The following is a 24,404-nucleotide window of genomic DNA, read 5'->3' as shown; positions in this document are numbered from 1 at the left end:
TGCGTGCTCAGCGGCGCGCGGACGCCTCGATGCCCTGCACCGCCACGCGGCGAAACGCCTCGTAGTGCGCCTTGTCGGCGAACCAGTGCGGGGCGAACAGCTCGAACAAGCGGTCGTTGTGATACAGCAGCAGCACGCGCTCGTTCTCGCGGTAGCGGATGTAGTCGGACCACGGCCGGCGCAGCCGCCCGTCCGCCCAGGTGATCTCCAGCCCGGTCTCGTCCCACGCATAGGTGTAGGTGTACCGCAGCGAGGCCTGCTGGGCGTGCAGGCGTTTGATCTTGCGTGGCAAGCCCCAGACGTGCAACAACGCCAGGCCGATCAAGCCGCCGCCGCCGCCGCCGATCAGCACCGGGCCGATGATTTCGCTGGCCCCGACCAGTTGAAACACCCCTACCCCGATCAGGAGCAGGACAACCAGGAACACGATCAAGAGCTTGGCCGTATACCGTGCATGCAACCGCTGCGCGGCCAGATGGTCTTCCAGGCTGATGGTGACGGTGATCATGTTCGCGACATCCTTGTGCTTGGTTAGCTGCGCATCGTAACGCCTGCGCGTTACGCGCCCTCGATCAACTCCATCCACGCCGCTTCCGCTGCAGCCAGCTGCTGCGCCGTCGCCTCGCGGTCGCGGCCCAGCACCGCCATCTTCTCGGTGTCGGCGTAGTTGCGCGGGTTGGCCAGTTCGCGGTCGAGCTCTGCCAGCGTCGCTTCCAGCTCGCCGACGCGCTTTTCGGCGCTGGTCAGCTTGTGCGGGTTGACGGCTTTTTTCGGCGGCAGCGGTTTGGTCGGCGGCGGCGGGGTCGGCGCCACTTCGGCCATCTTCTGCTTGGTGCCTTGCGCGGCCGGGCGGCTGCGCAACCAGGCGGCGTATTCGTCCAGATCGCCATCGAACGGCTCGACCACGCCATCGGCCACCCGCCAGAAGCTGTCGCAGACCAGGCCGATCAGATGGCGGTCGTGCGAGACCATCACGATGGCGCCTTCGAAGTCGCTCAGCGCCTCGGCCAGGGCTTCGCGCATTTCCAGATCCAAGTGGTTGGTCGGTTCGTCGAGCAGCAGCACGTTCGGCTGCTGCCAGGCGATCAAGGCCAGCGCCAGACGCGCGCGCTCGCCACCGGAGAAGCCATCCACTGCTTCAAACGCGCGGTCGCCGGCGAAATTCCATTTGCCGAGGAAATCGCGGAAGGCCTGATTGGAGCCATCCGGCGACAGATCGCGGAAGTGATCCATCGGCGACTGGCCTTCGTGCAACGATTCCACCGTGTGCTGGGCGAAGTAGCCGATGCGCAGATCCGGATGCGCGCTGCGCTCGCCGGCCAGCGGCGCCAGTTCGCCCACCAGCGTCTTGACCAGCGTGGTCTTGCCCGCGCCGTTGGGCCCCAGCAGGCCGATGCGGTCGCCCGCTTCCAGGCCGAAGCCGACGTCGTGCAGGATGACGGTCGCTGCGCTGCCCCCATCCGCCCTTTGGGCACCTTCCCCCGCTTGCGGGGGAAGGGTAGCGGGATAGCCCGCTTGTAGATGATTGAGACGGATCAACGAAAACGGCAGGCGATTGGGCTGCGCAAACTGGATGCGGAATTCGCGCTCGGCACGCACCGCCTCGGTGCCGGCCATCTTGGCCAGCCGCTTCATGCGGCTCTGCGCCTGGGTGGCCTTGCTGGCCTGCGCCTTGAAGCGGTCGATGAAGCTCTGCAGATGCGCGCGCTCGGCCTGTTCCTTGTCGTGCGCGATCTGCTGCTGGCGCAGGTGCTCGATGCGCTGGCGCTCGAAATCGGTGTAGCCGCCGACGTACAGCTTGGCGGTGCCGCCGTGCAGATGCAGCGTATGCGTGGCTACGTTGTCGAGGAATTCGCGGTCATGCGAAATCAGCAACAAGGTGCCCGGGTACTTGAGCAACCATTGTTCCAGCCACAGCACCGCGTCCATGTCCAAGTGGTTGGTCGGTTCGTCGAGCAGCAGCAGGTCGCTGGGCATCATCAGCGCGCGCGCCAGATTCAACCGCACCCGCCAGCCGCCGGAGAACGAGGACACCGCGCGGTGATGGGTGTCGGCCGGGAAGCCCAGGCCGTGCAGCAACTTGCCGGCACGCGCTTCGGCATCGTAGGCACCGAGTTCGGCCATCTTCTGGTGCGCGTTGGCGACCGCTTCCCAATCTTCGCGCGCGGTGGCGGCAGCTTCTTCCTGCAGCACCGCAGACACCTCGATATCGCCGCCAAGCACGAACGACAGCGCCGGATCGGGCAGCGACGGGGTTTCCTGCGAGACGCTGGCGGTGCGCACCTTGCCGGGCAGATCGACATCGCCCTTGTCCGCTTCCAGTTCGCCCTTCACCGCAGCGAACAGGCTCGACTTGCCGGTGCCATTACGGCCCACCACACCGACGCGGTAGCCGGCATGCATGGTCAGGTCGACGTTGGACAACAGCAGACGCTCGCCGCGTCGCATGGAGAAGTTGCGCAGGGAAATCATTGATGGGCAGTCCGATAGAACGAAAAGGAATGAGCAGATGAGCAGCACTCCTGCGACGCCATTCTAGCGTTAACGAATAATTAGCGCCTTCGGGCTGGCCGCCATCTTCATCCACCGTGTTGCGACCAGACCCTGCCCAGCCTTGCAGGTCCTGCATGGACCCCCGTTTCGGAGTTGCCATGAATACCCCGTTGTCCACGCTCGCAACCGCTGTCGTTGCGGCGCTGCTTGCCTCCCCCGCGCTCGCCCAGACCGCCACACCGGCCACCGCGCCCGCCAATACGCTCGACACCGTCATCGTTACCGGTACCCGCGTGTCCGACCGCACCGTGGCCGAATCGCAATCGCCGATCGACATCATCAGCGCCGAATCGCTGCAGGCCACCGGCACCTCGGAGCTGGCCACCGCGCTGGCGCGTGCGCTGCCGTCGCTGAACTTCCCGCGCCCGGCGCTGAGCGACGGCACCAGCGCGATCCGCCCCGCGCAGCTGCGCGGCCTGTCGCCGGATCAGGTGTTGGTGCTGGTCAACGGCAAGCGCCGCCACACCTCTTCGCTGCTCAACCTCAACGGCACCATCGGCCGTGGCGCGGCGGCGGTGGATCTGAACACCATTCCGGTGGCGGCCATTGCGCGCGTGGAAGTGCTGCGCGACGGCGCTTCGGCGCAATACGGCTCCGACGCCATCGCCGGCGTGGTCAACATCGTGCTCAAGGGCGCTGAAAAGGGCGGCAGCCTGCAAGCCGGCTTCGGCCAGTATTCGGCCGGCGATGGCAGCAACTACGAGCTGTCCGGCGATACCGGCGTGGCCTACGGCGGCGAGCGTGGCTGGTTGCATGTGGCCGCCCAGCTCAATCAGCAGGACCCCACCGACCGCGCACGCGGCTATGCCGGCGCGCCCAGCGCCGCGCAGCCGGCCGTGGGCCAGAAGGCATTCAAGATCGGCGACCCCGACGTCAATGCGCAGGCAGTCTCGGCCAATACCGAATTCGCCTTCAGCGACAGCATCACCGGCTATGCGTTCGCCACCGCCAGCAACCGCGACATCACCTCGTTCGCGTTCTTCCGCGCGCCGGGCAGCACCACCCAGAACATCCTGTCGGTCTATCCGCAGGGCTTTTTGCCGGAAATCCAGACCTACGCCAAGGACCGCTCGCTGGTGGCCGGCGTGCGCGGCTCCACCGCCAGCGGTTGGGATTGGGATGCCAGCTACAACTACGGCTACAACAAGATCGATTTCCACACCCGCAACACGCTCAACGTGAGCCTGGGCCCGACCTCGCCCACCGCGTTCTACGATGGCGCGCTGGAGACCACGCAGAACATCGTCAACCTGGACGTCAAGCGCGGTTTCGACTGGGGCCTGGCGTATCCGGTGACGGTGGCCTTCGGTGCCGAATACCGCAACGAGAAGTGGAACCAGTCGCCGGGCGAAGTGGGCTCGTATTTCCAGAGCGGCACGCTGGCCGGTGGCGCGCAGGGTTTCGGCGGATTCGCGCCGAGCGTGTCCGGGCAGTATTCGCGTGACAGCTACGCGCTGTATGCCGACCTGGAAGCCGATTTCACCGACAAGTTCTCCGCCGGCCTGGCCGGGCGCTACGAGGACTTCAACGATTTCGGCAGCCAGGCCTCGGGCAAGGTGTCCGGGCGCTATGCGTTCACCGACAAACTCGCGCTGCGCGGCACGGTGGCGTCGGGCTTCCGCGCGCCGTCGCTGGCGCAGCAGTATTTCCAGTCCACCAGCACCACCTTCCTGGCCGGCAATCCAACGCCGTTCGAGATCCGCACCTTCCCCGCCGACAGCAGCGTGGCGCGCGCGTTGGGCTCAGAGCCACTGGATGCCGAGACCTCACTGTCCTACAGCCTGGGCCTGGTGTTGCAGCCCACCGATGCGCTCTACCTCACCATCGATGCCTACCAGATCGATGTGGACGACCGCATCGTGCTGTCGTCCAACCTCACCGGCACCGGCGTACGCAACCTGCTCGAAGCGCAGGGCATCTTTGGCATCAACGGCGGGCGCTACTTCACCAATGCGGTGGACACCCGTACGCGCGGCGTGGACGTGGTCGGTAGCTACCGCTGGCAGCTGGCCGCCAGCAGCGTGGACCTGACCGCCGGGTACAACTATTCCGAAACCGAGGTGCGCAGCGTGGCCGCCAATCCGGCCGCGTTGTCGGCCAACGGGCTGAGCCTGGAGCGCATCGACCGCACCGAGCGTGGCCGCATCGAAGAAGGCTTCCCGCGCGACAAGTTCCTGGTCAACGGCAGCTGGAATCTGGAGCACTGGACGCTGGCGCTGGGTGCCACCCGCTACGGTAAATACAGCACCCGTCCGGCCGCAGCGATCAACGACCAGACCTTCGGCGCCAAGTGGGTGGTGGATGCCTCGGCCAGCTACAAGGTCGATCGCTGGACGCTGACCCTGGGTGCGGACAACCTGCTGGACGAATACCCGGACGAGAACAACTTCGCCAACTCCACCAGCGGGCAGTTCCCGTACAGCAATCTGTCGCCGTTCGGCTTCAACGGCGCCTACGTGTACGGGCGTATCAACTACCGCTGGTAAGCGCGGCGGGTTGCGCTTGGAGGTTTGAGCCCACGCCCCGGCCCGTCCGGGGCGTGGGCGTTCTGGGCGCTGCCGCAGCTGTCGGCGCTGCCTCGCTTGCAACGTCGATGCAGCCGACGCGGGACTGCCTGATGCCTGCAGTGTCACCTCTGCGGCTGCGCCTTCCGCCGCAATGTCGGCGCAATCCACCGGCGATTCTGCGCAAAACCGCACACATGCGGCATGGATCACGTTCTGATACGAAAATTTTATAGCTTGTATTGCCGTCCAAATTGGTGCGTGCGGTGCCGCACCGCGACAGCGGTGGTGCAAGTAGCGCATCACTTTGGTGCACGATGACAACGTTGCCAGCAGCACGTCATCGATGACGGTTGCAAGCGCAACTCAACGAAAATTTGACATGCGGTTACGCGTGGTTAATGGTTGAGAACGCAATGCAGCTGCCGCAATGGACGCGGCCTGGGAGGGGGGCCCACTGCGCTGCATCCGTTCCCCACTCGGAGTTGTCACCGCATGAATCGCAAGACCAGTCCACTCGCAGCCGCCGTCGTTCTGGCCCTGTCGTTTTCCGCTTCAACCGCATCCGCGCAGTCGCAAGCTCCCGCCCAGAAAACCCTCGACACCTTGATTGTGACCGGCACACGCGTGGCCGATCGCACCGTGGCCGAATCGGCGTCGCCGATCGACATCATCTCGCCACAGGCACTGGAATCGACCGGCACCACCGAGTTGGCTACCGCGCTGTCACGCGCGATCCCCTCGTTGAATTTCCCACGCCCCGCCATCTCCGACGGCTCGGACGCGGTGCGCCCGGCGCAGCTGCGCGGCCTGTCGCCCGACCAGGTACTGGTGCTGGTCAACGGCAAGCGCCATCACAGCACCGCGTTGATCAACCTCAACGACACCCAGGGCCGTGGTTCGTCGCCGGCCGATCTCAACACCATCCCGATCGCGGCGGTGGAGCGCATCGAAGTGTTGCGCGACGGTGCGTCGGCGCAATACGGCTCCGACGCCATTGCCGGCGTCATCAACATCGTGCTCAAGGGCAGCGGCGAAGGCGGCAGCATCAATGGCCGCTACGGCAAATACAGCGCCGGCGACGGCGAGCAGTACCAGCTGTCCGGCGATGCCGGTTTCAGCTTTGCCGGCACCGGCAAGGTGCATCTGGCTGCGCAGGCCGGGCACTCGGACCAGACCAACCGCGCATTGCCGTTCGGCGGCCGCGTGGAGCAGCGCTACGGCGACCCGGAGATCGACCAGGGCGCGGTCTCGTTCAATGGCGAATACAGTCCCACCGATTACCTGACCTTCTACTCGTTCGGCATGCTCAGCCGCCGCGAAGTGCTGTCCAACGGCTATTTCCGCTTTGCCGGCGATAACCGCAACCGCCCGGAAATCTATCCGGACGGCTTCCTGCCGCAGATCTACAACGTCAGCAAGGACGTGTCGTGGGTGGGCGGGTTGAAGACCTCCACCGAAGGCGGCCTGAACATCGATCTGAGCTACAACTACGGCCAGAACAACCTCACCTTCGATGTGCGCAACAGCTTGAACAACAGCCTGGGCCTGGCCAGCCCGACCGACTTCCATGCCGGTACGCTGGAAGTCACCCAGAACGTGCTCAATGCCGACTTCACCAAGACGCTCGATTGGGGCCTGGCCTACCCGGTCACGCTGGCCTTCGGTGCGGAATGGCGCGGCGAGAAGTTCAACCAGTCGCCCGGCGACGCGGCATCCTCGGCCAACGGTGGCATTCCGTCGGCGGCCGGTACGCTGATCCCGGGCGCGCAGGTGTTTCCGGGCTTCAAGCTCTCCGATGCCGGCTATTACAACCGCAACAGCCACTCGGCGTACGTGGATCTGGAAGCGGATCTGACCGAGAAATTCTCGGCCGGTCTGGCCGGTCGCTACGAGAAGTACAGCGACTTCGGCGATACCGCGACCGGCAAGCTGTCGATGCGCTACGCATTCACCGACAAGGTGGCGCTGCGTGCCACTGCATCCACCGGCTTCCGTGCGCCGTCGTTGCAGCAACAGAACTTCCAGTCGATCGCCACCCAGTTCCTCAACGTGGCCCAGCCCAACGGCACGGTCACCGCCGTTCCGTTCGAGATCGGCACCTTCCGCACCGACAATCCTGCCGCGATCGCGCTCGGCGCCGAACCGCTCAAGGCCGAGGAATCCAAGAACTACGGTCTTGGCGTGGTGCTGCAGCCGGTCGATAACCTGTACATCACCATCGACGCCTACCGCATCGATATCGACGACCGCATCGTGCTGTCGGAGAACCTCACCTCCAATGCGGCGCGCAATTATCTGCAGGCCAATGGCTTCCCGGGCATCGGTGGCGGGCGTTACTTCACCAATGCGGTGGACACCAAGACCCAGGGCGTGGATGCGGTCGGCACCTATCGCTGGAACTTCGACGGCGGCAGCGCCGAGCTGACCTCCGGCTACAACTACAACAAGACCGAAGTGGAACGCATCGCCGACAATCCGGCGGCGCTGGAAGCGATCGATCCGGGTGCGGTGCGCATCGGCCGCGCGGAAATCGGCCGTATCACCGAAGGCACGCCGCGCGACAAGTTCTTCCTGGGCGGCACCTGGTCGCCGGGCAACTGGTCGTTCACCGGCACCGCCACGCGCTGGGGCGAGTTCAGCACCTTCGGCACCAACGCCGGCAGCGACCAGACCTATGCTGCCAAGTGGACGCTGGATCTGGCCGCATCCTACAAGTTGAACGACTGGAACTTCACCATTGGTGGCGACAACGTGCTCAACGAGTACCCGGATCGCCAGGAAGCCGGACTGGGGACGCGCACCTATCTGCCCTACAGCAGCGCCTCGCCGTTCGGTTTCAACGGTGCGCTGGTGTACGCCAACGTGAGCTACAAGTGGTAAAGCGCTGCGCGCTGGTCGGCAACGGCCAGCGCTTGTCTTGCCTCGCAAAACGCACCACGCACCACGCAGCGCTGAAGCGCTGCAGGTAACGCCGCAGCATCGCTCCCCCTCTCGCATCGATGCGCGAGGGGGAGATCAACGCTCTTCTTCAGCAAGGATGCGCAACGCAGCAGCATGGCTGCGTCACCGGCCGACGTCATTGCTGCACACGCCGTCTCCGCGACGCGGAATGCATCTGGCGCGCAAGCACGACGGGCCACGCAGTACGCAGTCGCATTCCAGTCGCACTCCCCCGAGCAACACGCGCATTTCCTTACCTGCGTCCATCATCCCCTTTGAGTCTCCATTCCCATGCACACCTCCAACGCACTCTCGCTTGCGATCTCGGTCGCACTCACCGTCTGCACGTTCACCGCCAGTGCGCAATCGCAGCCTGCCCAGCCGCAGAAAACCCTCGATACCCTGATCGTCACCGGTACGCGCGTGAGCGACCGCACGGTGGCCGAATCCGAATCGCCGATTGACATCATCACCGAGCAATCGCTGCAGGCCACCGGTGCCACCGACATCGCCACCGCGCTCGGCAAGCTGCTGCCCTCACTGAACTTCCCGCGCCCGGCGATCTCCGACGGCAACGACGCCGCGCGCCCGGCCACGCTGCGCGGGCTGTCGCCGGATGCGGTGCTGGTGCTGGTCGATGGCAAGCGTTATCACACCTCGTCGTTGATCAACTACAACCCGTATGTCGGCCGCGGCTCTGCGCCTGCCGACCTGAACTCGCTGCCGATGTCGGCGATCGCGCGTATCGAGGTGCTGCGCGATGGCGCGTCGGCGCAATATGGCTCCGATGCGATCGCCGGCGTGGTCAACATCGTGCTCAAGCATGGTGCCGACGCCGGCAGCAACAGCATCTCGGTCAACGGCGGCATCATGGACAAGGGCGATGGCGAGCAGAACGGTCTCGATGGCTCGGTCGGCCTGCCGTTCGGCGGAAGCGGCGGCGATACCGCACCGGGCTGGGTGCGGCTGTCATGGAATTACCAGAACACCATGAGCACCAATCGCGGCGAGAACACCAATCGCGCCACCACCGTGCCTGGCGCCTTCAATCCCAGCGGCGTGCCGTATCAACGCCACGGCGACCCGGCGTCCACGTTCTATCAAGGGCTGGCCGCATTCGGCTATACGTTCTCGCCGAATCTGGAACTGTACGGCCACCTCAGCATGAGCCGTCGCGAAGTCACCTCCAACGGTTACTACCGCGCAGCCGACAATCCCAGCCGCAACGTGCAGGCCATTTATCCCAACGGTTTTCTGCCGCAGATCTACAACCCGGTCAACGATCGCTCGGCCGTGCTCGGCATCAAGGGCAGCACCGCCAGCGAGTGGAATTGGGACGTGTCGGCCACTTATGGCAAGAACGACATGACCTTCAATATCCTCAACACCATCAACACCAATCTGTACTGGACCACCGGCAGCTCGCCGACCACCTTCAATTCCGGCGGCTTCGAAACCGAGCAGGGCACGGTCAACCTGGACGTCAACAAGTCCTTCGATTGGGGCCTGGCGTATCCGGTCAATGTCGCCTTCGGCGCCGAGCATCGCCAGGATCGTTATCAGATCACCGCTGGCTCGCCGGAGTCCTATTTCTTCGATCCGAACACCATCGACCCGAGCACCGACGCGCCCTACCCGGGCGGTGCGCAGGTGTTCTCCGGCCTGGAGCCGACGGTGGCCGGCAAGTTCGGCCGTCACAGCAATGCGGTCTATGCCAACCTGGAAGCGGACCTGACCGACAAGCTGTCCGGCGGCATCGCCGGGCGCTATGAAAACTACAGCGATGCCGGCTCCACGCGCTCGGGCAAACTGTCGGCGCGCTACGCGTTCAGCGATACGTTCTCGCTGCGCGGCACCATCTCCAACGGCTTCCGCGCACCGTCGCTGGCGCAGCAGAACTACGCCTCGGTGGTCACGCTGATCCAGAACGGCGAGCTGGTGCAGGTCGGCACCTACCGCACCTCCGACCCGGTCGCAGTTGCGCTTGGCGCGCGGCCGCTGAGCCCGGAAAAATCCACCAACTACGGCATCGGCGGCGTCTGGCAACCGACCGCCAATTTCACCTCCAGCCTGGACGTCTACCAGATCCGTATCTGGGACCAGATCCTGTACTCGGATCAATTGCAGCTCGCCGAGCCGATCGGGCAGGTGGCCGCCGTGCAGTTCTTCGTCAACGGTGCCACCAGCCGCACCCGTGGCGTTGACTGGATCAACAGCTACCTCGCCGACCTGGGCGAATACGGCAAGCTCAATCTCACTGCCAGCGCCAACTACAACAAGACCACGATCCTGGAGTTGTCCAACCCCAACTTCGGACGCGCCAGCCAGGGCCTGCTCACCGATGCAACGCCGCGCACCAAGTACATGGCTGCGGCAGACTGGTCGATCGGCGGATTTGCGCTGAACTTCAACGCCACCCGCTACGGCTCGGTCAAGCGCATCAGCGACCCGGCCGATGGCAGCCAGGACCAGACCTACGACGCGCGCTGGCTGCTGAATCTGGCCGCCAGCCAGACCTGGAACCAGTTCACCTTCACCGTGGGTGCGGACAACATCACCAACCAGTATCCGACCAAGGCGCAGCTGACCACGGCCTACGACGACCGCGCCGGCGGCCTGCAGTATTCGTCGTTGTCGCCGTTCGGCTTCAACGGACGCTACTGGTACGGCAAGGTCACCTACCGGTTCTGATCTGCACTCACGGCATCGGCAACATCGCAAAGATGGCTGCGATGTTGCCGACTGCCGGCATGCGAGGTCGCGCGCACGCATCGACTTCGCTGATCGCGCGTCTGCAACGTCGACCGGCGTTACCGCCTGCGATCTGCGGTCTGCATGTGGCCTGATGGCGTCACGCGATCGGGCACGCGTGCAGTGATAGAGGCGCCCGATACCGCCTGTCCTGCCCACGTCGCATCACGCATCGATGCAACGGCGCATGTCCGTCGGCCACAGCGCTGCGCCGCCGCTTGTCGATGCCGTCGCGGACGTACGCGGTGGCAACGCGCTGACTGCAGACAACGAGGTGCATCGATGGCAAACGCAAACAGCCCCGAACGCGGGGCTGTTTGCGTTTTTGGCGCATCCTTGGGCCACGTGTCGCATCGCGTTAATCAAGCGCTGTGTACTATGGGCATCCGGCCACCCGGACCAGCAACGCGGTCCCGGTCTCCCCCGCGCCGGACCCCAGCCATGACCACGCAATGCCCGCAGGCGACGCCCGGCGCAGTGCCGTTGGCTGGTCGCGCCCGCGATGCTCTCTCGGACACTCACAACGGATTGGAATGCATCACGACACCAGCCTCATCGACATCATCGCCGTCGGCCTCGCGGTCGCTTTCGTGCTGGGCACGCTCGCACAGAAAGTGAAACTCTCGCCGCTGGTCGGCTACCTGCTGGCCGGTGTCTGCGTCGGACCATTCACGCCCGGCTTCGTGGCCGACCAGACCATGGCCAACCAGCTGTCCGAGCTGGGTGTGATGCTGCTGATGTTCGGGGTAGGCCTGCACTTCTCGCTCGATGATCTGATGGAAGTGAAGTGGATCGCGGTGCCTGGCGCGCTGGCGCAGATCGTGGTCGCCACACTGCTCGGTTGGGCGCTGGCCTGGAGCATGGGCTGGCCGTTGATGCACGGCCTGGTGTTCGGGCTGGCGTTGTCGGTGGCCAGCACGGTGGTGCTGCTGCGCGCACTGGAAGAACGCCGCCTGCTGGAAACCCAGCGCGGCCGCATCGCGGTGGGCTGGCTGATCGTCGAAGACTTGGTCATGGTGATCGCGCTGGTGATGTTGCCGGCCTTGGCCGAGGTGCTCGGCACCGGCGCACCGGCGGCCGCGCATCCAGGCGAGTCCACCTCGCTACTGGCTGCGCTCGGTTTGACCGTGTTGAAAATGGTGGCGTTCGTGGCCGTGATGCTGGTGGTCGGGCGCCGGGTGATTCCGTGGTCGCTGGAAAAAGTGGCCGCCACCGGCTCGCGCGAGTTGTTCACCCTGGCCGTGCTCGGCATCGCGCTGGGCGTGGCGTTCGTGTCGGCCACGCTGTTCGGCGTGTCGTTCGCGCTGGGGGCATTCTTCGCCGGCATGTTGTTGAAGGAATCCGAGCTCAGCCACAAGGCCGCCAGCGATTCGCTGCCGTTGCGCGATGCCTTCGCGGTGCTGTTCTTCGTCTCGGTGGGCATGTTGTTCGACCCGATGATCCTGGTCGAGCACCCGTGGCAGGTGCTGGCCACGTTTCTGACCGTCACCGTGGGCAAGTCGCTGGCCGCGTTCGTGATCGTGCGTGCGTTCGGCCACCCCACCGGCACCGCGCTGACCATTTCCACCAGCCTGGCGCAGATCGGCGAGTTCTCCTTCATCCTGGCCGGCCTGGGCGTGCAGCTGGCGATCCTGCCCGAGACCGGGCGCGACCTGATCCTGGCCGGCGCGCTGCTGTCGATCATCGCCAACCCGTTCCTGTTCTCGTGGCTGGATCGCTGGCAGGCCAGGCAGGCGCAGGACGCCCCGGCAACGGTGGAGCCGGAACTGCCGCCCGGCCCGGCGCTGCCGCTGGATGGCCATGCGATCGTGATCGGCTACGGCCGCGTGGGCAGCGCGCTGGCGCAGTTGCTGCGCAGTCGCGGGGTGCCGGTGCTGGTAATCGACGACAACAGCGACCACGTGGCCAAGGCGCATGCGGCCGGCATTCCCGGCATCCGCGGCAGTGCGGCGGCCGACCGCGTGCTGGCCGAAGCCCGCCCTGAGCACGCCAAGATCGCGATTCTTGCGATCCCGCAGCCGCTGGAAGCCGGCGAGGCGCTGGCCAAGCTGCGTGCAATCAATCCCTCGCTGACCTTGCTGGCCCGTGCGCATAGCGATGCCGAGGTCAAGCATCTGCTCGAACACGGCGCCGATGGCGCGGTACTGGCCGAACGCGAGCTGGCCTATTCGCTGGCCGAGATGGTGATGTCCACGCCGCCGTATCGGGCATTGCGCGTACCGGCGTCGTAACCGCAGCGCGGCATCACGCGAGGCCGCAGAGACCCCAAACCCGCCGGCAGCCGTCGCGGGTTTTTTGTTGCCCGCAAGTTGTTCAGTGCGGAATGGCCCGCCCCATGCATTGAGCAAACTGCGACCAGGGCACCGAAAACCTCCCAACAGATCCACTTGATAATCATTCCCATCCGGAGCAGGATGAGCGCCCGTTTCCTTGCGGCCTCATCCATGACGTTTGCGGTTGGCGTTCTCAATGCAGTGCCAAGCGTGCAGGTGTGCGAGCTGCTGGGCCGCATCGGCTACGGCTTTGTCGTGCTCGATCTGGAGCATGTACTGCGCGCGCCGGACGAACTGGAACACGCCATCCGCGCCTGCGAGCTGTCCGGCTGCGAGGCCTGGGTGCGGGTGCCGGAGGTGGACGAAAAACTGATCGGCCGCGTGCTGGATGCCGGCGCGCGCGGGATCGTGATTCCACGCGCCGAATCGGCCGCGCAACTGGCCTCTGCCATCGCTGCGGCGCGCTTTCCACCGCTGGGCCGGCGCGGCATCACCGGCGGGCGTGTCACCGGCTTCGGCAACGTCGACCTGCACACCTATATCGCTCAGGCCAATCGCGATATCCGCATCGTGCCGATGATCGAAAGTGCGGCAGGCGTTGCGGCATTGCCCGAGCTGCTTGCGCTGCCCGGCGTGGCACTGGTGATGGAAGGCGCACTGGATCTTGCGCTGGATCTGGGCCTTGGCCCGCAACCGACCCATCCACAGGTCTGGGAGCTGCTGCTGCAACTGCATGCGCAATGCGTTGCCGCCGACGTGCCGTTCTGCCCCAATCCGCGTACCGATGCGCAACGCGCGCACTGGCTGCAACAGCCCGATCTTCGCTGGCTGCTTGCCGGCGAAGACCGCGCGCTGATCCAACGCGCACTGCGCGCTCACCTGGCCACCTTCGCCGTACCCACTTCACCGCCCGCCTGCAGGAGCACGCCGTAGATGTCGACGTTCCGTTTCCACGCCCTGGCCATCGCCATCGCTGCGGCCACCCTGATCATGCCGCCGTTGGCGTTCGCCATCGAGTCGCCGGATGCGGCGTCCACCGATCCGCAGACGCCGATCCGCGCGCTGGACGCGATCCAGGTGCAGGGCAGCCTGCTCGGGCGCTCCAGGCCCGACGATGTGCAGCGCTATGCAGGCAGCCGCCAGGTGATCGACCGCGAGCAACTACGCAACGGCGGCAACCGCTCGCTGGACGATGCGCTGCAGCGCGTCCCCGGCATCAAGATCTTCGACGAGACCGGCACCGGCGCGTTGCCGCAGCTGATGCTGCGCGGCCTGTACGAAAGCCGCAGCGGCCGCGTGCAGGTGCTGGAAGACGGCATTCCGCTTGCCTTGGCGCCGTATGGGCAGACCAGCCTGTCGCTGTTTCCGGTGGGGCTGAATCAGATCGACCGCATCGATATCGTGCGCGGCGGCGCGGCGGTGCAGTACGGGCCGAACAACGTGGGCGGGGTGATCAACCTGGTCAGCAAGGACATCCCCAGCGCGTGGAGCACCACGCTGGCGCACAAGATCACCGCCGGCGGCCAGGGCCAGTTTCTGCAGGACAGCGCGCTCAGCAGCGGCGGCTATCTCACCGACAACGTCGGCATGCAGGTCGATGCCAATCGCAGCTACGGCGAGTATTGGCGCGCGCACAGCGATACCGATATCAGCAATCTGCGCGTGCGTGCGGAGTGGTGGCTGGACGACACCAAGTTGCTCAAGGCCAGCGTGCAACGCTATCTGGTCGACATGGATCTGGCCGGCGCGCTCAGCCCGGACGACTACCGGCGCGACCCGCGTCAGTCCACGCGTCCGTTGGACAGCTTCAATGGCCGCACCACGCGTGCATCGCTGGGTTATGAGCAGCTGTTGGGAGACTGGGGGCCGCTGCAGGATGTTCGGTTGTCCTGGACCAACTTCAGCGCGCGCAGCAGCCGCAACTTCATCGTCGGCATGCGCCAGGCCTCCACCGAGACCTGGCGCTCGGATCTGCCGCCGCAGCTACGCCAGACCGCACCGCGCGACTTCCGCGTGGTCGGCAGCGAGCCGCGGCTGACCTGGACCATGGGCGATGCCGGTGGTGTGCAACAGCAATGGACGCTGGGCGCGCGCGCGGTGCACGAGGACATCGACTTCCTGGTCGGCAATCTACGCCTGCGCGATGGCCTGTTCACCAGCGTGCGCGATTGGCAGTTCGAAGACCGCGCCGTGGCGGCCTACGTCAGCAATGCGATCACCCTGCCCGATGCACGCTTCACCATCACTCCCGGGCTGCGCTACGAACGGCTGGATTCGCGTTACTTCAATCGCGCCACCGGCGTCAGCACGCGCAACCAGACCCGCGATGTGTTGCCGGGTCTGACGGTCGGGTTTCAAGCCAACGAACAGTGGTTCTTCTATGCGGACGGACAACGCTCGATGCGTGCGCCGCAGGTCACCCAGATCATCTTCGGCAACAACCTGGATGCCGAACTGGCCTGGAATTACGAAGCCGGTACGCGCTATCAACCCAACGACCGCACCCGCATCCAGCTTGGTGCGTATCTGATCGATTTCGATCAGCAGATCCAGCTGGACAACACCACGCGCGTGTTCCGCAACCTCGGCAAGACCCGCCATCAAGGCGGCGAGTTGGAACTGCAATGGAGCCCGGAAAACCTGCGCGCGCTCACCCTAAACGCCGGCTATGCCTATCTGGATGCCAGCCAGGAATCGGGCGCATTTCGCGGCCTGCGCGTGCCTTACACCTCACGCAACCAGATCACCCTGGGCGGCAACTACACGCTCGGTCACACCACTGTCGCACTGTCGAGCTACTACTTCAGCAAGGCCTACAGCGATGCGGCGAATACCGTGCAGGAGAACGCGATTGCCTCGGTCGGCGAACTGCCGTCGTACTGGGTATGGAACACGCAGGTGAGCCATACGCTGTTCGAACGCGATGGACAGAAATTCAGCGCGTCGCTGGCGATCAACAACCTGTTCGATCGGCAGTACTGGTTCCGCGGCGTAGATACCAGCCCGTGGGGCCGCCAGGCCGCGCCGTCGCGCACCGTCACCGCCGGGCTGGAGTACACGTTTTAAGTCGGCACCAGTAGGCACCGCTACAAACGACCGCCGCACAGGGGCGTCGGTCGCGCCTGACGGCAACGGCGGTCGCGCTGGCGAGCGCCGCAGACAAACACGGCGTGCATGACGCACGCATCCTTAGCCGCAGCATGCGGCATGCGATCACCGCATCGCAGGCCACCCAACGCCGTCACGGCGCCAGGCAGCCCGTTTCAGTACCGGTTTCCCCACCGTCCTGTCGAACGAGAACTGCCATGACCGCAACATCCGCTGCACCATTGGTGATCCTCACCCATGTCTGCCACCCGGCCATCACCGACGGCTTTCTGCCGGCAGCGCACGCGTTGGGCCTGCCGGTGTGGTTGCTGACCGACCACCGACTCGATCACCTCAGCCATTTCCGCGAGCACCCCGAGCATGCGCCACAGCGGGTGATCGAATGCGATGTGTTCAACCCACTCGGTGTGCTGGATGTGCTGCACGACGCCGATGTGTCGCCGCGCGCGGTGTTCAGCAACAGCGATCATCTGCAGACCAGCACCGCGCTGGTCGCTGCCGGTCTGGGCCTGCCGGGCAAGGATTGGCAGGTGTGCTACGCGGCCAAGAACAAGGCGGCGATGCGTCAACGTCTGCGCGCGCGGGCACTACCATCGCCGTGGTTCTGCACACTGGCGCCAGGCGCCGCATTGCCGACCGACATTCCGTGGCCGGTGGTGGCCAAACCGCGTGAGGGCGTGGCCAGTCTGGACGTACGCCACTGCGCAGATGGCGCGCAATTGCAGGCCTATCTGGACGATGTGTGGCAGCGCCATCCGCAGCGCACCGTGTTGCTGGAAGGCATGCTGCAAGGCGCGCTATTTACGCTGGAAACGCTGGGCGACGGCCACACGCTGCAGCCACTGGGCGGCTTCAAGGTGCGCTTGTCGCCGCCGCCGCACTTTGTGGAATGCGAGGCGCAGTGGGATGCCCGCGTGGACACGCCGGTGATTGCGCAGGCGCTGGAGCAGCTCCGCAGTTTTGGCGTCGGTTTCGGGCTGTGCCATAGCGAATTCATTCTCACCGGCGATGGCCCGGTGCTGGTGGAGATCAACTACCGAAGCATTGGCGACCGCCGCGAATTCCTGCTCGACGACATGTTCGGCAGGCAATGGTTCACTGCCGCGCTGGCGCCGCATCTGGGCTTGCCGCTGCCGCAGCTGCGCTGCGATCGTGCCCATGCCTTGCTGCGTTACTACGTTGCCGAGCAGGACGGCGAGCTGGTGAGCGCCAGCGAAGATCGCCGCCATCACGCTACGCACAGCGACGTGCAGTACCGGCGCATGCGCGCACCCGGCGAACGGATCCGCTTGAGCCATTCCAACAAGGATTACCTGGGTGTGCTGAGCGCGCTGGCTAGCGATGCCCAAGCGTTGCAACAAGCGGTGCTGCATGCCGAAGCGGGGCTGCACTGGCGGATCGATGGCGCGGAGCTGCGCGCATGAGCAGCGCCGCCGCCCAACGCTATATCGCCACACGCGTCATCGATGCCTGCCTGCGCGAAGACCTGCGCGGAATCGCCACGCAAGGCAGTGCCGCAACACCTGAAGCACGCGTGCTGGCCGCATGGACCGACCCCGGCCCGGTGGAAGACTGGTGGCGCATCGCGCATCTGCCCGATGGCACGCTGTGGTTGCCGATCCATCGGCAGGGCTATCTGCAGGACATCAGTGCCTGCGGCGACAGCTGGATCGTGCACACCGCCGAGGGCGCGCATGTCGAACGCGGTGCGCAGGCGTGGCTGCGGCGCATGAGCGCGCAGCTCGACATGGAAACGCAACAGCTGCATCGCGCCTATGCCGAAGAAGCCGAGTGCGCTACCGCCCACCTGGGCCTGGCACGCCAGGCCTACAACGCGCAGGCACCTGCGCTGCTCAACGCGCTGCAACACGCAGACGCCACCGAGCGTGCGTATCGCTGCGATCAACTTGCCAGCTACCGCGACCATCCGTTCTATCCGACCGCACGCGCCAAGGCCGGGCTGGATGCCTCGGAACTGCGCGATTACGCGCCGGAGTTTGCGCCCACCTTCGCGCTGCGCTGGCTGGCGATTCCACGTGCGCAGGTCAGCTGCACCGGCGCAGCGCCGGCCGAGCTGTGGCCGGACTTCGCCACGCTGGGCCTGCCGCCCGCGCTGGCCGATACGCATGTCGCCTGGCCGGTGCATCCGCTGGTGTGGGCGCGCCTGGAGCAGGACGGTTTTGCGCTGCCGGCAGGTAGCCTGCGGGCACCGCAGGCCTGGCTGGAGGTGCGCCCTACCCTGTCGGTGCGCACGCTGGTGCCGCTGCACCATCCGCAGCTGCATCTCAAGTTACCGATCCCGATGCGCACGTTGGGCGCGCTCAATCTGCGCCTGATCAAGCCCTCCACGCTGTACGACGGTCATTGGCTGGAGCGCGCACTGCGTCGCATCGATGCGCTGGATCCGGCCTTGCGCGGCCGCTGCGTGTTCGTGGACGAATCGCATGGCGGGCATGTGGGTGAGACGCGTCATCTGGCCTATCTGGTGCGGCGTTATCCGCCGCTGGGCGACGCTACGCTGGTGCCGGTTGCTGCGCTATGCGCGCTGTTGCCGGATGGCCGGCCGATGGCGATCCATCTGGCCGAGCGCTTCATGCAGGGCGATGTATTGAGCTGGTGGCGCGATTACACCGAGCTGATGCTGGCGGTGCATCTGCGCCTGTGGCTGCGCTACGGCATCGCACTGGAAGCCAATCAGCAGAACAGCGTGCTGGTGTATGCCGATGGCCAGGCGACACGGCTGCTGATGAAGGACAACGACGCCGCCCGCATCGCGCTGCCGCAGTTGCGCGCACAGCTGCCGGATCTGGACGCGCTGGGCCCGCTGCACGATGCGCGCATCGCGGTAGACGACCCACAAGCCCTGGCGCAGATGTTCTGCACCATCGTGCTGCAACTGGATCTGCAGGCGGTGCTGGAAGGCGTGGCGGAATGGCAACCGACGTTGCGCACCCCGCTGTACACGCAGCTGCAGACGCAGTTCGCATTGACGCTGGCGCAGCTGGATGTCGATGGCATCGATACCGGACCCGCGCGTCGCCTGCTGGCCGCACCGCGACTGCCGGTGAAGTACCTGCTCAGCGCCGGCAGCCTGCTCAGCAAACAGCTCACCGGTGCGAGCGACATCAACAAGTTCTACGGCGATAGTGCGCCCAATCCCTTCGGCGACGCCTTCGCGGGTGCGCAGCACATGCCACGCCGGCAGGCGGGTGCTCAGCGATGAAGCGCATCCTCGGCCCGGTGCTGGCGGCGCATTACCTGGCCGCCTTCACCGCATTGGGCATGCCGCTGTTTCTGCCGCAGGTGCTGGCCGAGCTGGCGCCCTCGGCAGCGGTGGGCTGGAGCGGCGTGCTGTACGTGCTGCCGACGCTGTGCACCGCGTTGACGGCCAGCACCTGGGGACGCCTGGCCGACCGCTATGGACGCAAGCGCTCGTTGCTGCGGGCGCAACTGGGGCTGGCGCTGGGCTTTGCGATCGCCGGCTTCGCGCCCTCGCTGACCTGGCTGGTACTCGGGCTGATCGTGCAAGGCACCTGCGGCGGCTCGCTGGCAGCGGCCAATGCCTATCTGGCCAGCCAGCCGCAGGCCGGCCCGCTGGCGCGCGCGCTCGACTGGACGCAGTATTCGGCGCGCCTGGCGATGGTCAGCGCGCCCGCGTTGTTGGGCCTGGCATTAGCGCTCGGCCCTGCGCAGTCGCTGTATCGCGCGCTCGCACTGCTGCCGCTGCTGGCGTTCGCGCTGACCTGGCGTCTGCCGGCCGACCGGCCTGCGGGGCGGCCGACAGCATCCACTGCGCCGTCGACACCCTCCGGGCGCGCAGCTGCGTCGTCGCTGTCGGCGTCACCACAGACCGTCACACCGGCCAGCGCTCTGTGGCCTGCGTTGCTGATCGCGCAGTTCCTGTTCTGCTTCGCGATGGTGGTGACCTTCCCCTACTTCATCCCGTATGCGCTGGCGCGCGGTGCCGGTCACGACGCGCTGGCCGGCCTGCTCTACAGCCTGCCGCATCTGGTCTATCTGGTGGTACTGCCGTGGTGGCGGCGCGGCGATGGCGACGCCTGGCTGGTGCCTGGCCTGATGCTGTTCGCGCTGGCCTGCCTGTGGCAGGCGCTGTTGCACGACGCCGTCGCATTGGCAGTGGCGCGGTTGCTGTTCGGCCTGGGCATGTTGTTCGGCCTGCGTGGGCTCAACCGCAGCCTGGCGATCGTCGCCAGCGGGCACGGCGCCGGACGCCTGTTCGGCCGCTTCGATGCCTGCGGCAAATGGGCCGGCGTGTTCGCCGGTGCCGCTGCCGGCGCGCTGGCCCAGGCGGCCGGCCCCGCCATCCCTTTTCTGGCTGCCGCGCTGGCTGCGGCGGCCGCTGCGCTCACCGTTCTGGTGCGCTTCCCTTCGAGGAGATCCGCCGATGTCGCCGCACACGATGCATGACCCCTGGTACGACAGCATGGCCGACGCGCAGGCCTGCACCTGCTGGTTGAACTGCTACCTGCGCGAGTTCGCGATTCCGCAGCGCACAGTGGACTTCGATTATCGCGGGCTGGATCGCCCCGGCCCACGCGTGGCCGAACACCATTGGCTGCGCATCGCGCTGGGCGATGCCGGCGCGCTGTGCGTGCGCATTGCCTATGCCGATCGCCTGGGCCGCTGTCGCTTTGCCTCCACGCCGTTTCTCAAGAGTGGCGGCCAGCCGTGGCAGAGCCTGGACGCGCATGCCTTGGCGCGTCGCCTGCTGCAGGCACTGGGCAGCACGCAGGCGGTCAATCCGGAACTGCTGGCGCAAAGCGCCAACAGCGTGGCGATCACTGCCGCACTGCTGCGCCAGGCACAAGGCACCTTGCCGACCGGCGAGGCGATGATCGACGCCGAACAATCGATGCTGTGGGGGCATGCCTTGCATCCCACGCCCAAGAGCCGCGAAGGCATCGATCTGGCGCAGGTGCTGGCCTGCGCGCCGGAAGCGCGCGCGGCGTTCCAGCTGTTCTGGTTCCGCATCGATCCACGGCTGCTGCGCATGCAGGGCCGCGATGTGCGCGCGAGCCTGCGGCAGCTCTCCGGGAGCGAGGATCTGTATCCCTGCCATCCGTGGGAAGCGCAGCGGCTGCTCGACGATCCGTTGCTGCGCACCCTGCAGGCGCGCGGCTTCATCGAGCCGGTCGGTGTGCTGGGCGAAGCACTGCGGCCGACCTCCTCGGTGCGCACCTTGTATCACCCGGAACTGGACTATTTCCTCAAGTGTTCGGTGCATGTGCGGTTGACCAACTGCGTGCGCAAGAACGCCTGGTACGAGCTGGAAAGTGCGGTCGCGCTCACCGAGCTGCTGGCGCCGAGCTGGCGTGCACTGGCGACGCAGGTGCCGGGCTTCGATGTGATGCTGGAGCCTGCGGCCACGTCATTGGAGATCGCCCAGGTCGATCCCGCCTTGCACGACGCCGACCCGTTGGCGGCGCGTGGCTTGTCGGAGAGCTTCGGCATCCTGTATCGGCAGACCCTGCCTGCCGCGCAACGGGCGCGTTGGCAGCCGCAGGTGGCCGCCGCCTTGTTCACTTGCGATGCGCAGGGCAACAGCGTGTGTGCGTCGAAGTTGCAGGCACTGGGCAGCGCGCAGATGGATCGCCACACCGCCACGCTGCTGTGGTTCCGCACCTATGCCGGCTTGCTGCTGGATGGCGTATGGACTGCCCTGTTCCAGCACGGCATTGCCTTGGAACCGCACCTGCAGAACACCGTGATCGGGTTTGCCGATGGCTGGCCGACGCGGGTATGGATCCGCGATCTGGAAGGTACCAAGCTGCTCGCACACCATTGGCCCGCCACGCGCTTGCTGGGCGTGGGCGAACGCGCGCGGCAATCGCTGTACTACACGCCGGAACAAGGCTGGAATCGCGTGGCGTACTGCGCGCTGGTCAACAATCTGGCCGAGGCGATCTTCCATCTGACCGAAGGCGATGGCGTGCTGGAAGCGCGCCTGTGGCAATGCGTGGGCGAGCTCGCCGCATGCTGGCAGCAGCGTCATGGCACGCAAGCCGCGTTGCAGGGCCTGATCGACGGCGCGCCGCTGCCCGGCAAGAACAACCTGGGCACGCGGCTATGGCAACGCGCCGATCGACAATCCGATTACACCGCGCTGCCCAATCCGATTCCGCGCATCGCAGCGGTGCGGCGGGTGGCAGCATGAGCCTGCGCATCGACACCGCCGCAGTGCTGCAGGCATTGCCCAGCCTGCGCGACCAGAGCGATGGCCCGCTCTGCGCGTATGTCTACGACCTGGCCGCATTGGACGCACACGCAGAATGGATGCGCGCGCAACTGCCGGCCGAGTGCGAGCTGTTCTACGCGGCAAAGGCCAATGCGGAGCCGCCGATCCTGCGCACGCTCGCCCCGCACATGGATGGCTTCGAAGCGGCCTCCGGCGGCGAACTGGCCTGGCTGCATGCGCAACAACCGCAGGCCACACTGTTGTTCGGTGGGCCGGGCAAGCTCGATAGCGAACTGGCCCAGGCCGCTGCGCTGCCCGATTGCACCATGCATGTGGAAAGCCTGGGCGAGCTGGAACGCCTGGCCGCGATCGCCGCGCAGGCCCGCCGCTGCGTACCGGTGTTCCTGCGCATGAACATCGCCGTGCCAGGCGCGCAGAGCACGCGCCTGATGATGGGCGGGCAGCCCTCGCCGTTCGGCCTGGACCCGGACGATCTGGATGTGGCGATCCATCGGCTGCGTGCGAGCCCCTCGCTGCGGTTGGCAGGCTTCCATTTCCATCTGATGTCGCACCAGCGCGATGCCGGCGCGCAACTGCATCTGATCGCCGCCTACTTGCGCACCGTGCAGCAGTGGCGGCAACGCTACGGGCTTGGCCCGGTGCGGGTAAATGCAGGCGGTGGCTTCGGTGTGGATTATCTGGCGCCGGAAGCGTCGTTCGATTGGGCCGGCTTCTGCGCCGGCTTGCCTGCGTTGCTACGCGAACATGGCGACGCACTGCGTCTGCGGTTGGAGCCGGGGCGCTATGTCAGTGCCAGCTGCGGCTGGTATCTGATGGAAGTGCTGGATCTCAAGCGCAGCCACGGTGCGTGGTTTGCAATCGCACGCGGCGGCACCCATCACTTCCGCACCCCGGCCGCACAAGGCCACGATCACCCGTTCCGTGTGTTGCGTGGCGCACGTGCGCCTGTGCTGCGCGACACGCCGGTCACCCTAGTCGGACAGTTGTGCACGCCCAAGGACGTGCTAGCACGCAACCAGCACGTCGCGGCGCTGGCACCGGGCGACTGCCTGGCCTTCCCGCTGGCCGGCGCGTATGCGTGGAATATTTCGCACCAGCAGTTCCTGATGCATCCGCCGCCGCAGATGGCGTTCTTGCAGGTGACGGCTCAGGCGGCAGCAGCGGCGTCCGTCGAAGCCCGGACCGGCACACGGATGTCGGCACGCAGCTCGGCCTCTGCCACGGTGTCGGGATCATCCAGGTAGAGATAGCGACTGCGCACCTCACCCGATCAAGCTACCGGCCTGCTGCAGGCGCTTCTCGAAACCGGCGACCGACGTGTCCATGCCCTGCTGGACATTTCGCACCAAGGTGTCGGGGACGCGCTGCAAAGTCTGTTCGGCCGAACGGGTCATCACCCCGGGCAACGACTGCGCCACCTGCTCCAGCTGCTGCGCATGGCGACGTTGCTGCTGCTCCATGTCATTGCAGCGGCGCTCGAACTGCTCCATCAGCGAGGCGGCCTTGCTGGTCAACGTCAGCGGGTCGTTTGCATTCATCGTGCATCGTCCTTTGCTGCTGATGACGGTTACATGCTGCGCCCACCGATGCGCATCGTTTCCTGCTGTTGTTGTTGTTGCTGCTGCGCCTGCATCGCCTGCTGGGCCGCCTGCTGTTCCTGCTGGTTCACCGTCTCGATGGCCTCGGCGCGCAACACGCGGCCGGCTGGTTCATTGGCCAGGATCTGCGTCATCTGCCGGAATTGATCGCGGTCGCCATTCTGCGCGGCGGCCAACATGCGGTCCAGGAATGCGTCCGGGTCGTCACGCAAGGATGGCGGCTTGTCGGCCGCTGTCCGCGTCTGCTGCGCCTCCGCCTTCATCGGCACATGCCATTGCTGCGGCGCATGGCTGCGCTCGCGCTCTTGCTGCAATTGCTGCATCTGCTGCTGCCAGCTTTGCGCATCGGTCTCACGACGCCATTCCCCAGGTTCCAATGGACCGCGCAGGTGATCGATTCCATCCCGGACAAGGCCATCTACCCCTCGCGAGTAAAGCGTCAAGCCTGCGCGCAGCG

Annotated in this window: 13 protein-coding genes and 2 pseudogenes; 11 read left to right on the top strand and 4 right to left on the bottom strand. The window is 66.0% G+C overall.

Translation table 11 applies throughout. From position 1 onward, the window contains the following. Positions 1-7: 7 nt before the first annotated feature. Positions 8-508: a YcxB family protein gene (locus GGR61_RS07275; RefSeq protein ID WP_184620976.1), complete on the bottom strand. Its 501-nt coding sequence runs from the start codon at positions 506-508 to the stop codon at positions 8-10. A gap of 50 nt (positions 509-558) precedes the next feature. Next, complete coding sequence (locus tag GGR61_RS07270) at positions 559-2,472, bottom strand: ABC-F family ATP-binding cassette domain-containing protein (protein WP_184407204.1); 1,914 nt, start codon at positions 2,470-2,472, stop codon at positions 559-561. A 179-nt stretch (positions 2,473-2,651) separates the two neighbouring features. On the opposite strand from GGR61_RS07270, the gene GGR61_RS07265 reads away from it, so the two are divergent. The 11 genes from GGR61_RS07265 to GGR61_RS07215 all read left to right on the top strand — a co-directional run bounded on the left by GGR61_RS07265 (position 2,652) and on the right by GGR61_RS07215 (position 23,593). Beyond that, positions 2,652-5,039, top strand: coding sequence for a TonB-dependent receptor (locus tag GGR61_RS07265; RefSeq protein WP_184620975.1), 2,388 nt, complete (start codon positions 2,652-2,654; stop codon positions 5,037-5,039). A gap of 513 nt (positions 5,040-5,552) precedes the next feature. Then, positions 5,553-7,940, top strand: a complete 2,388-nt coding sequence (locus tag GGR61_RS07260) for a TonB-dependent receptor (protein ID WP_184620974.1) — start codon at positions 5,553-5,555, stop codon at positions 7,938-7,940. A gap of 351 nt (positions 7,941-8,291) precedes the next feature. Next, a complete protein-coding gene (locus GGR61_RS07255; protein ID WP_184620973.1) occupies positions 8,292-10,691 on the top strand; it encodes a TonB-dependent receptor in 2,400 nt (799 codons plus the stop codon). Between the two features lie 593 nt (positions 10,692-11,284). Next, positions 11,285-12,982, top strand: coding sequence for a YbaL family putative K(+) efflux transporter (gene ybaL / locus GGR61_RS07250; RefSeq protein ID WP_184620972.1), 1,698 nt, complete (start codon positions 11,285-11,287; stop codon positions 12,980-12,982). 213 nt (positions 12,983-13,195) lie between these two features. Further along, complete coding sequence (locus GGR61_RS07245) at positions 13,196-13,957, top strand: aldolase/citrate lyase family protein (RefSeq protein WP_184621151.1); 762 nt, start codon at positions 13,196-13,198, stop codon at positions 13,955-13,957. Next, the gene (locus GGR61_RS07240) at positions 13,958-16,090 is read left to right on the top strand and encodes a TonB-dependent siderophore receptor (RefSeq protein ID WP_184620971.1); all 2,133 of its coding nucleotides are present in this window, start codon (positions 13,958-13,960) and stop codon (positions 16,088-16,090) included. 239 nt (positions 16,091-16,329) lie between these two features. Further along, positions 16,330-17,556 carry a siderophore biosynthesis protein PvsA gene (locus tag GGR61_RS07235; protein ID WP_184620970.1) on the top strand — a complete coding sequence of 409 codons (1,227 nt, stop codon included), beginning with the start codon at positions 16,330-16,332 and terminating at the stop codon, positions 17,554-17,556. Then, positions 17,553-19,355 (top strand): IucA/IucC family protein, encoded by a 1,803-nt coding sequence (locus GGR61_RS07230; RefSeq protein WP_184620969.1) that lies wholly within the window; start codon positions 17,553-17,555, stop codon positions 19,353-19,355. The genes GGR61_RS07235 and GGR61_RS07230 overlap by 4 nt, the downstream gene beginning before the upstream one ends. Beyond that, complete coding sequence (locus tag GGR61_RS07225) at positions 19,352-20,560, top strand: MFS transporter (RefSeq protein ID WP_184620968.1); 1,209 nt, start codon at positions 19,352-19,354, stop codon at positions 20,558-20,560. The genes GGR61_RS07230 and GGR61_RS07225 overlap by 4 nt, the downstream gene beginning before the upstream one ends. Then, positions 20,538-22,307 carry an IucA/IucC family protein gene (locus GGR61_RS07220; RefSeq protein WP_184620967.1) on the top strand — a complete coding sequence of 590 codons (1,770 nt, stop codon included), beginning with the start codon at positions 20,538-20,540 and terminating at the stop codon, positions 22,305-22,307. The genes GGR61_RS07225 and GGR61_RS07220 overlap by 23 nt, the downstream gene beginning before the upstream one ends. Then, a complete protein-coding gene (locus tag GGR61_RS07215) occupies positions 22,304-23,593 on the top strand; it encodes a type III PLP-dependent enzyme (protein ID WP_184620966.1) in 1,290 nt (429 codons plus the stop codon). The genes GGR61_RS07220 and GGR61_RS07215 overlap by 4 nt, the downstream gene beginning before the upstream one ends. A gap of 21 nt (positions 23,594-23,614) precedes the next feature. On the opposite strand, the pseudogene GGR61_RS07210 reads toward GGR61_RS07215, so the two are convergent. Together GGR61_RS07210 and GGR61_RS07205 are read right to left on the bottom strand one after the other, a co-directional pair. Further along, positions 23,615-23,887, bottom strand: a pseudogene (locus GGR61_RS07210) (relaxation protein); the annotation flags it as partial. A 29-nt stretch (positions 23,888-23,916) separates the two neighbouring features. Beyond that, positions 23,917-24,404: pseudogene (locus GGR61_RS07205) on the bottom strand (lipase); the annotation flags it as partial.

It is taken from the genome of Xanthomonas sp. 3058 (genome assembly GCF_014199765.1).
Lineage (GTDB): Bacteria > Pseudomonadota > Gammaproteobacteria > Xanthomonadales > Xanthomonadaceae > Xanthomonas > Xanthomonas campestris_B.
Note: the sequence above shows the minus strand (reverse complement) of the source record. Positions and strands in the feature narration are given on the sequence as shown.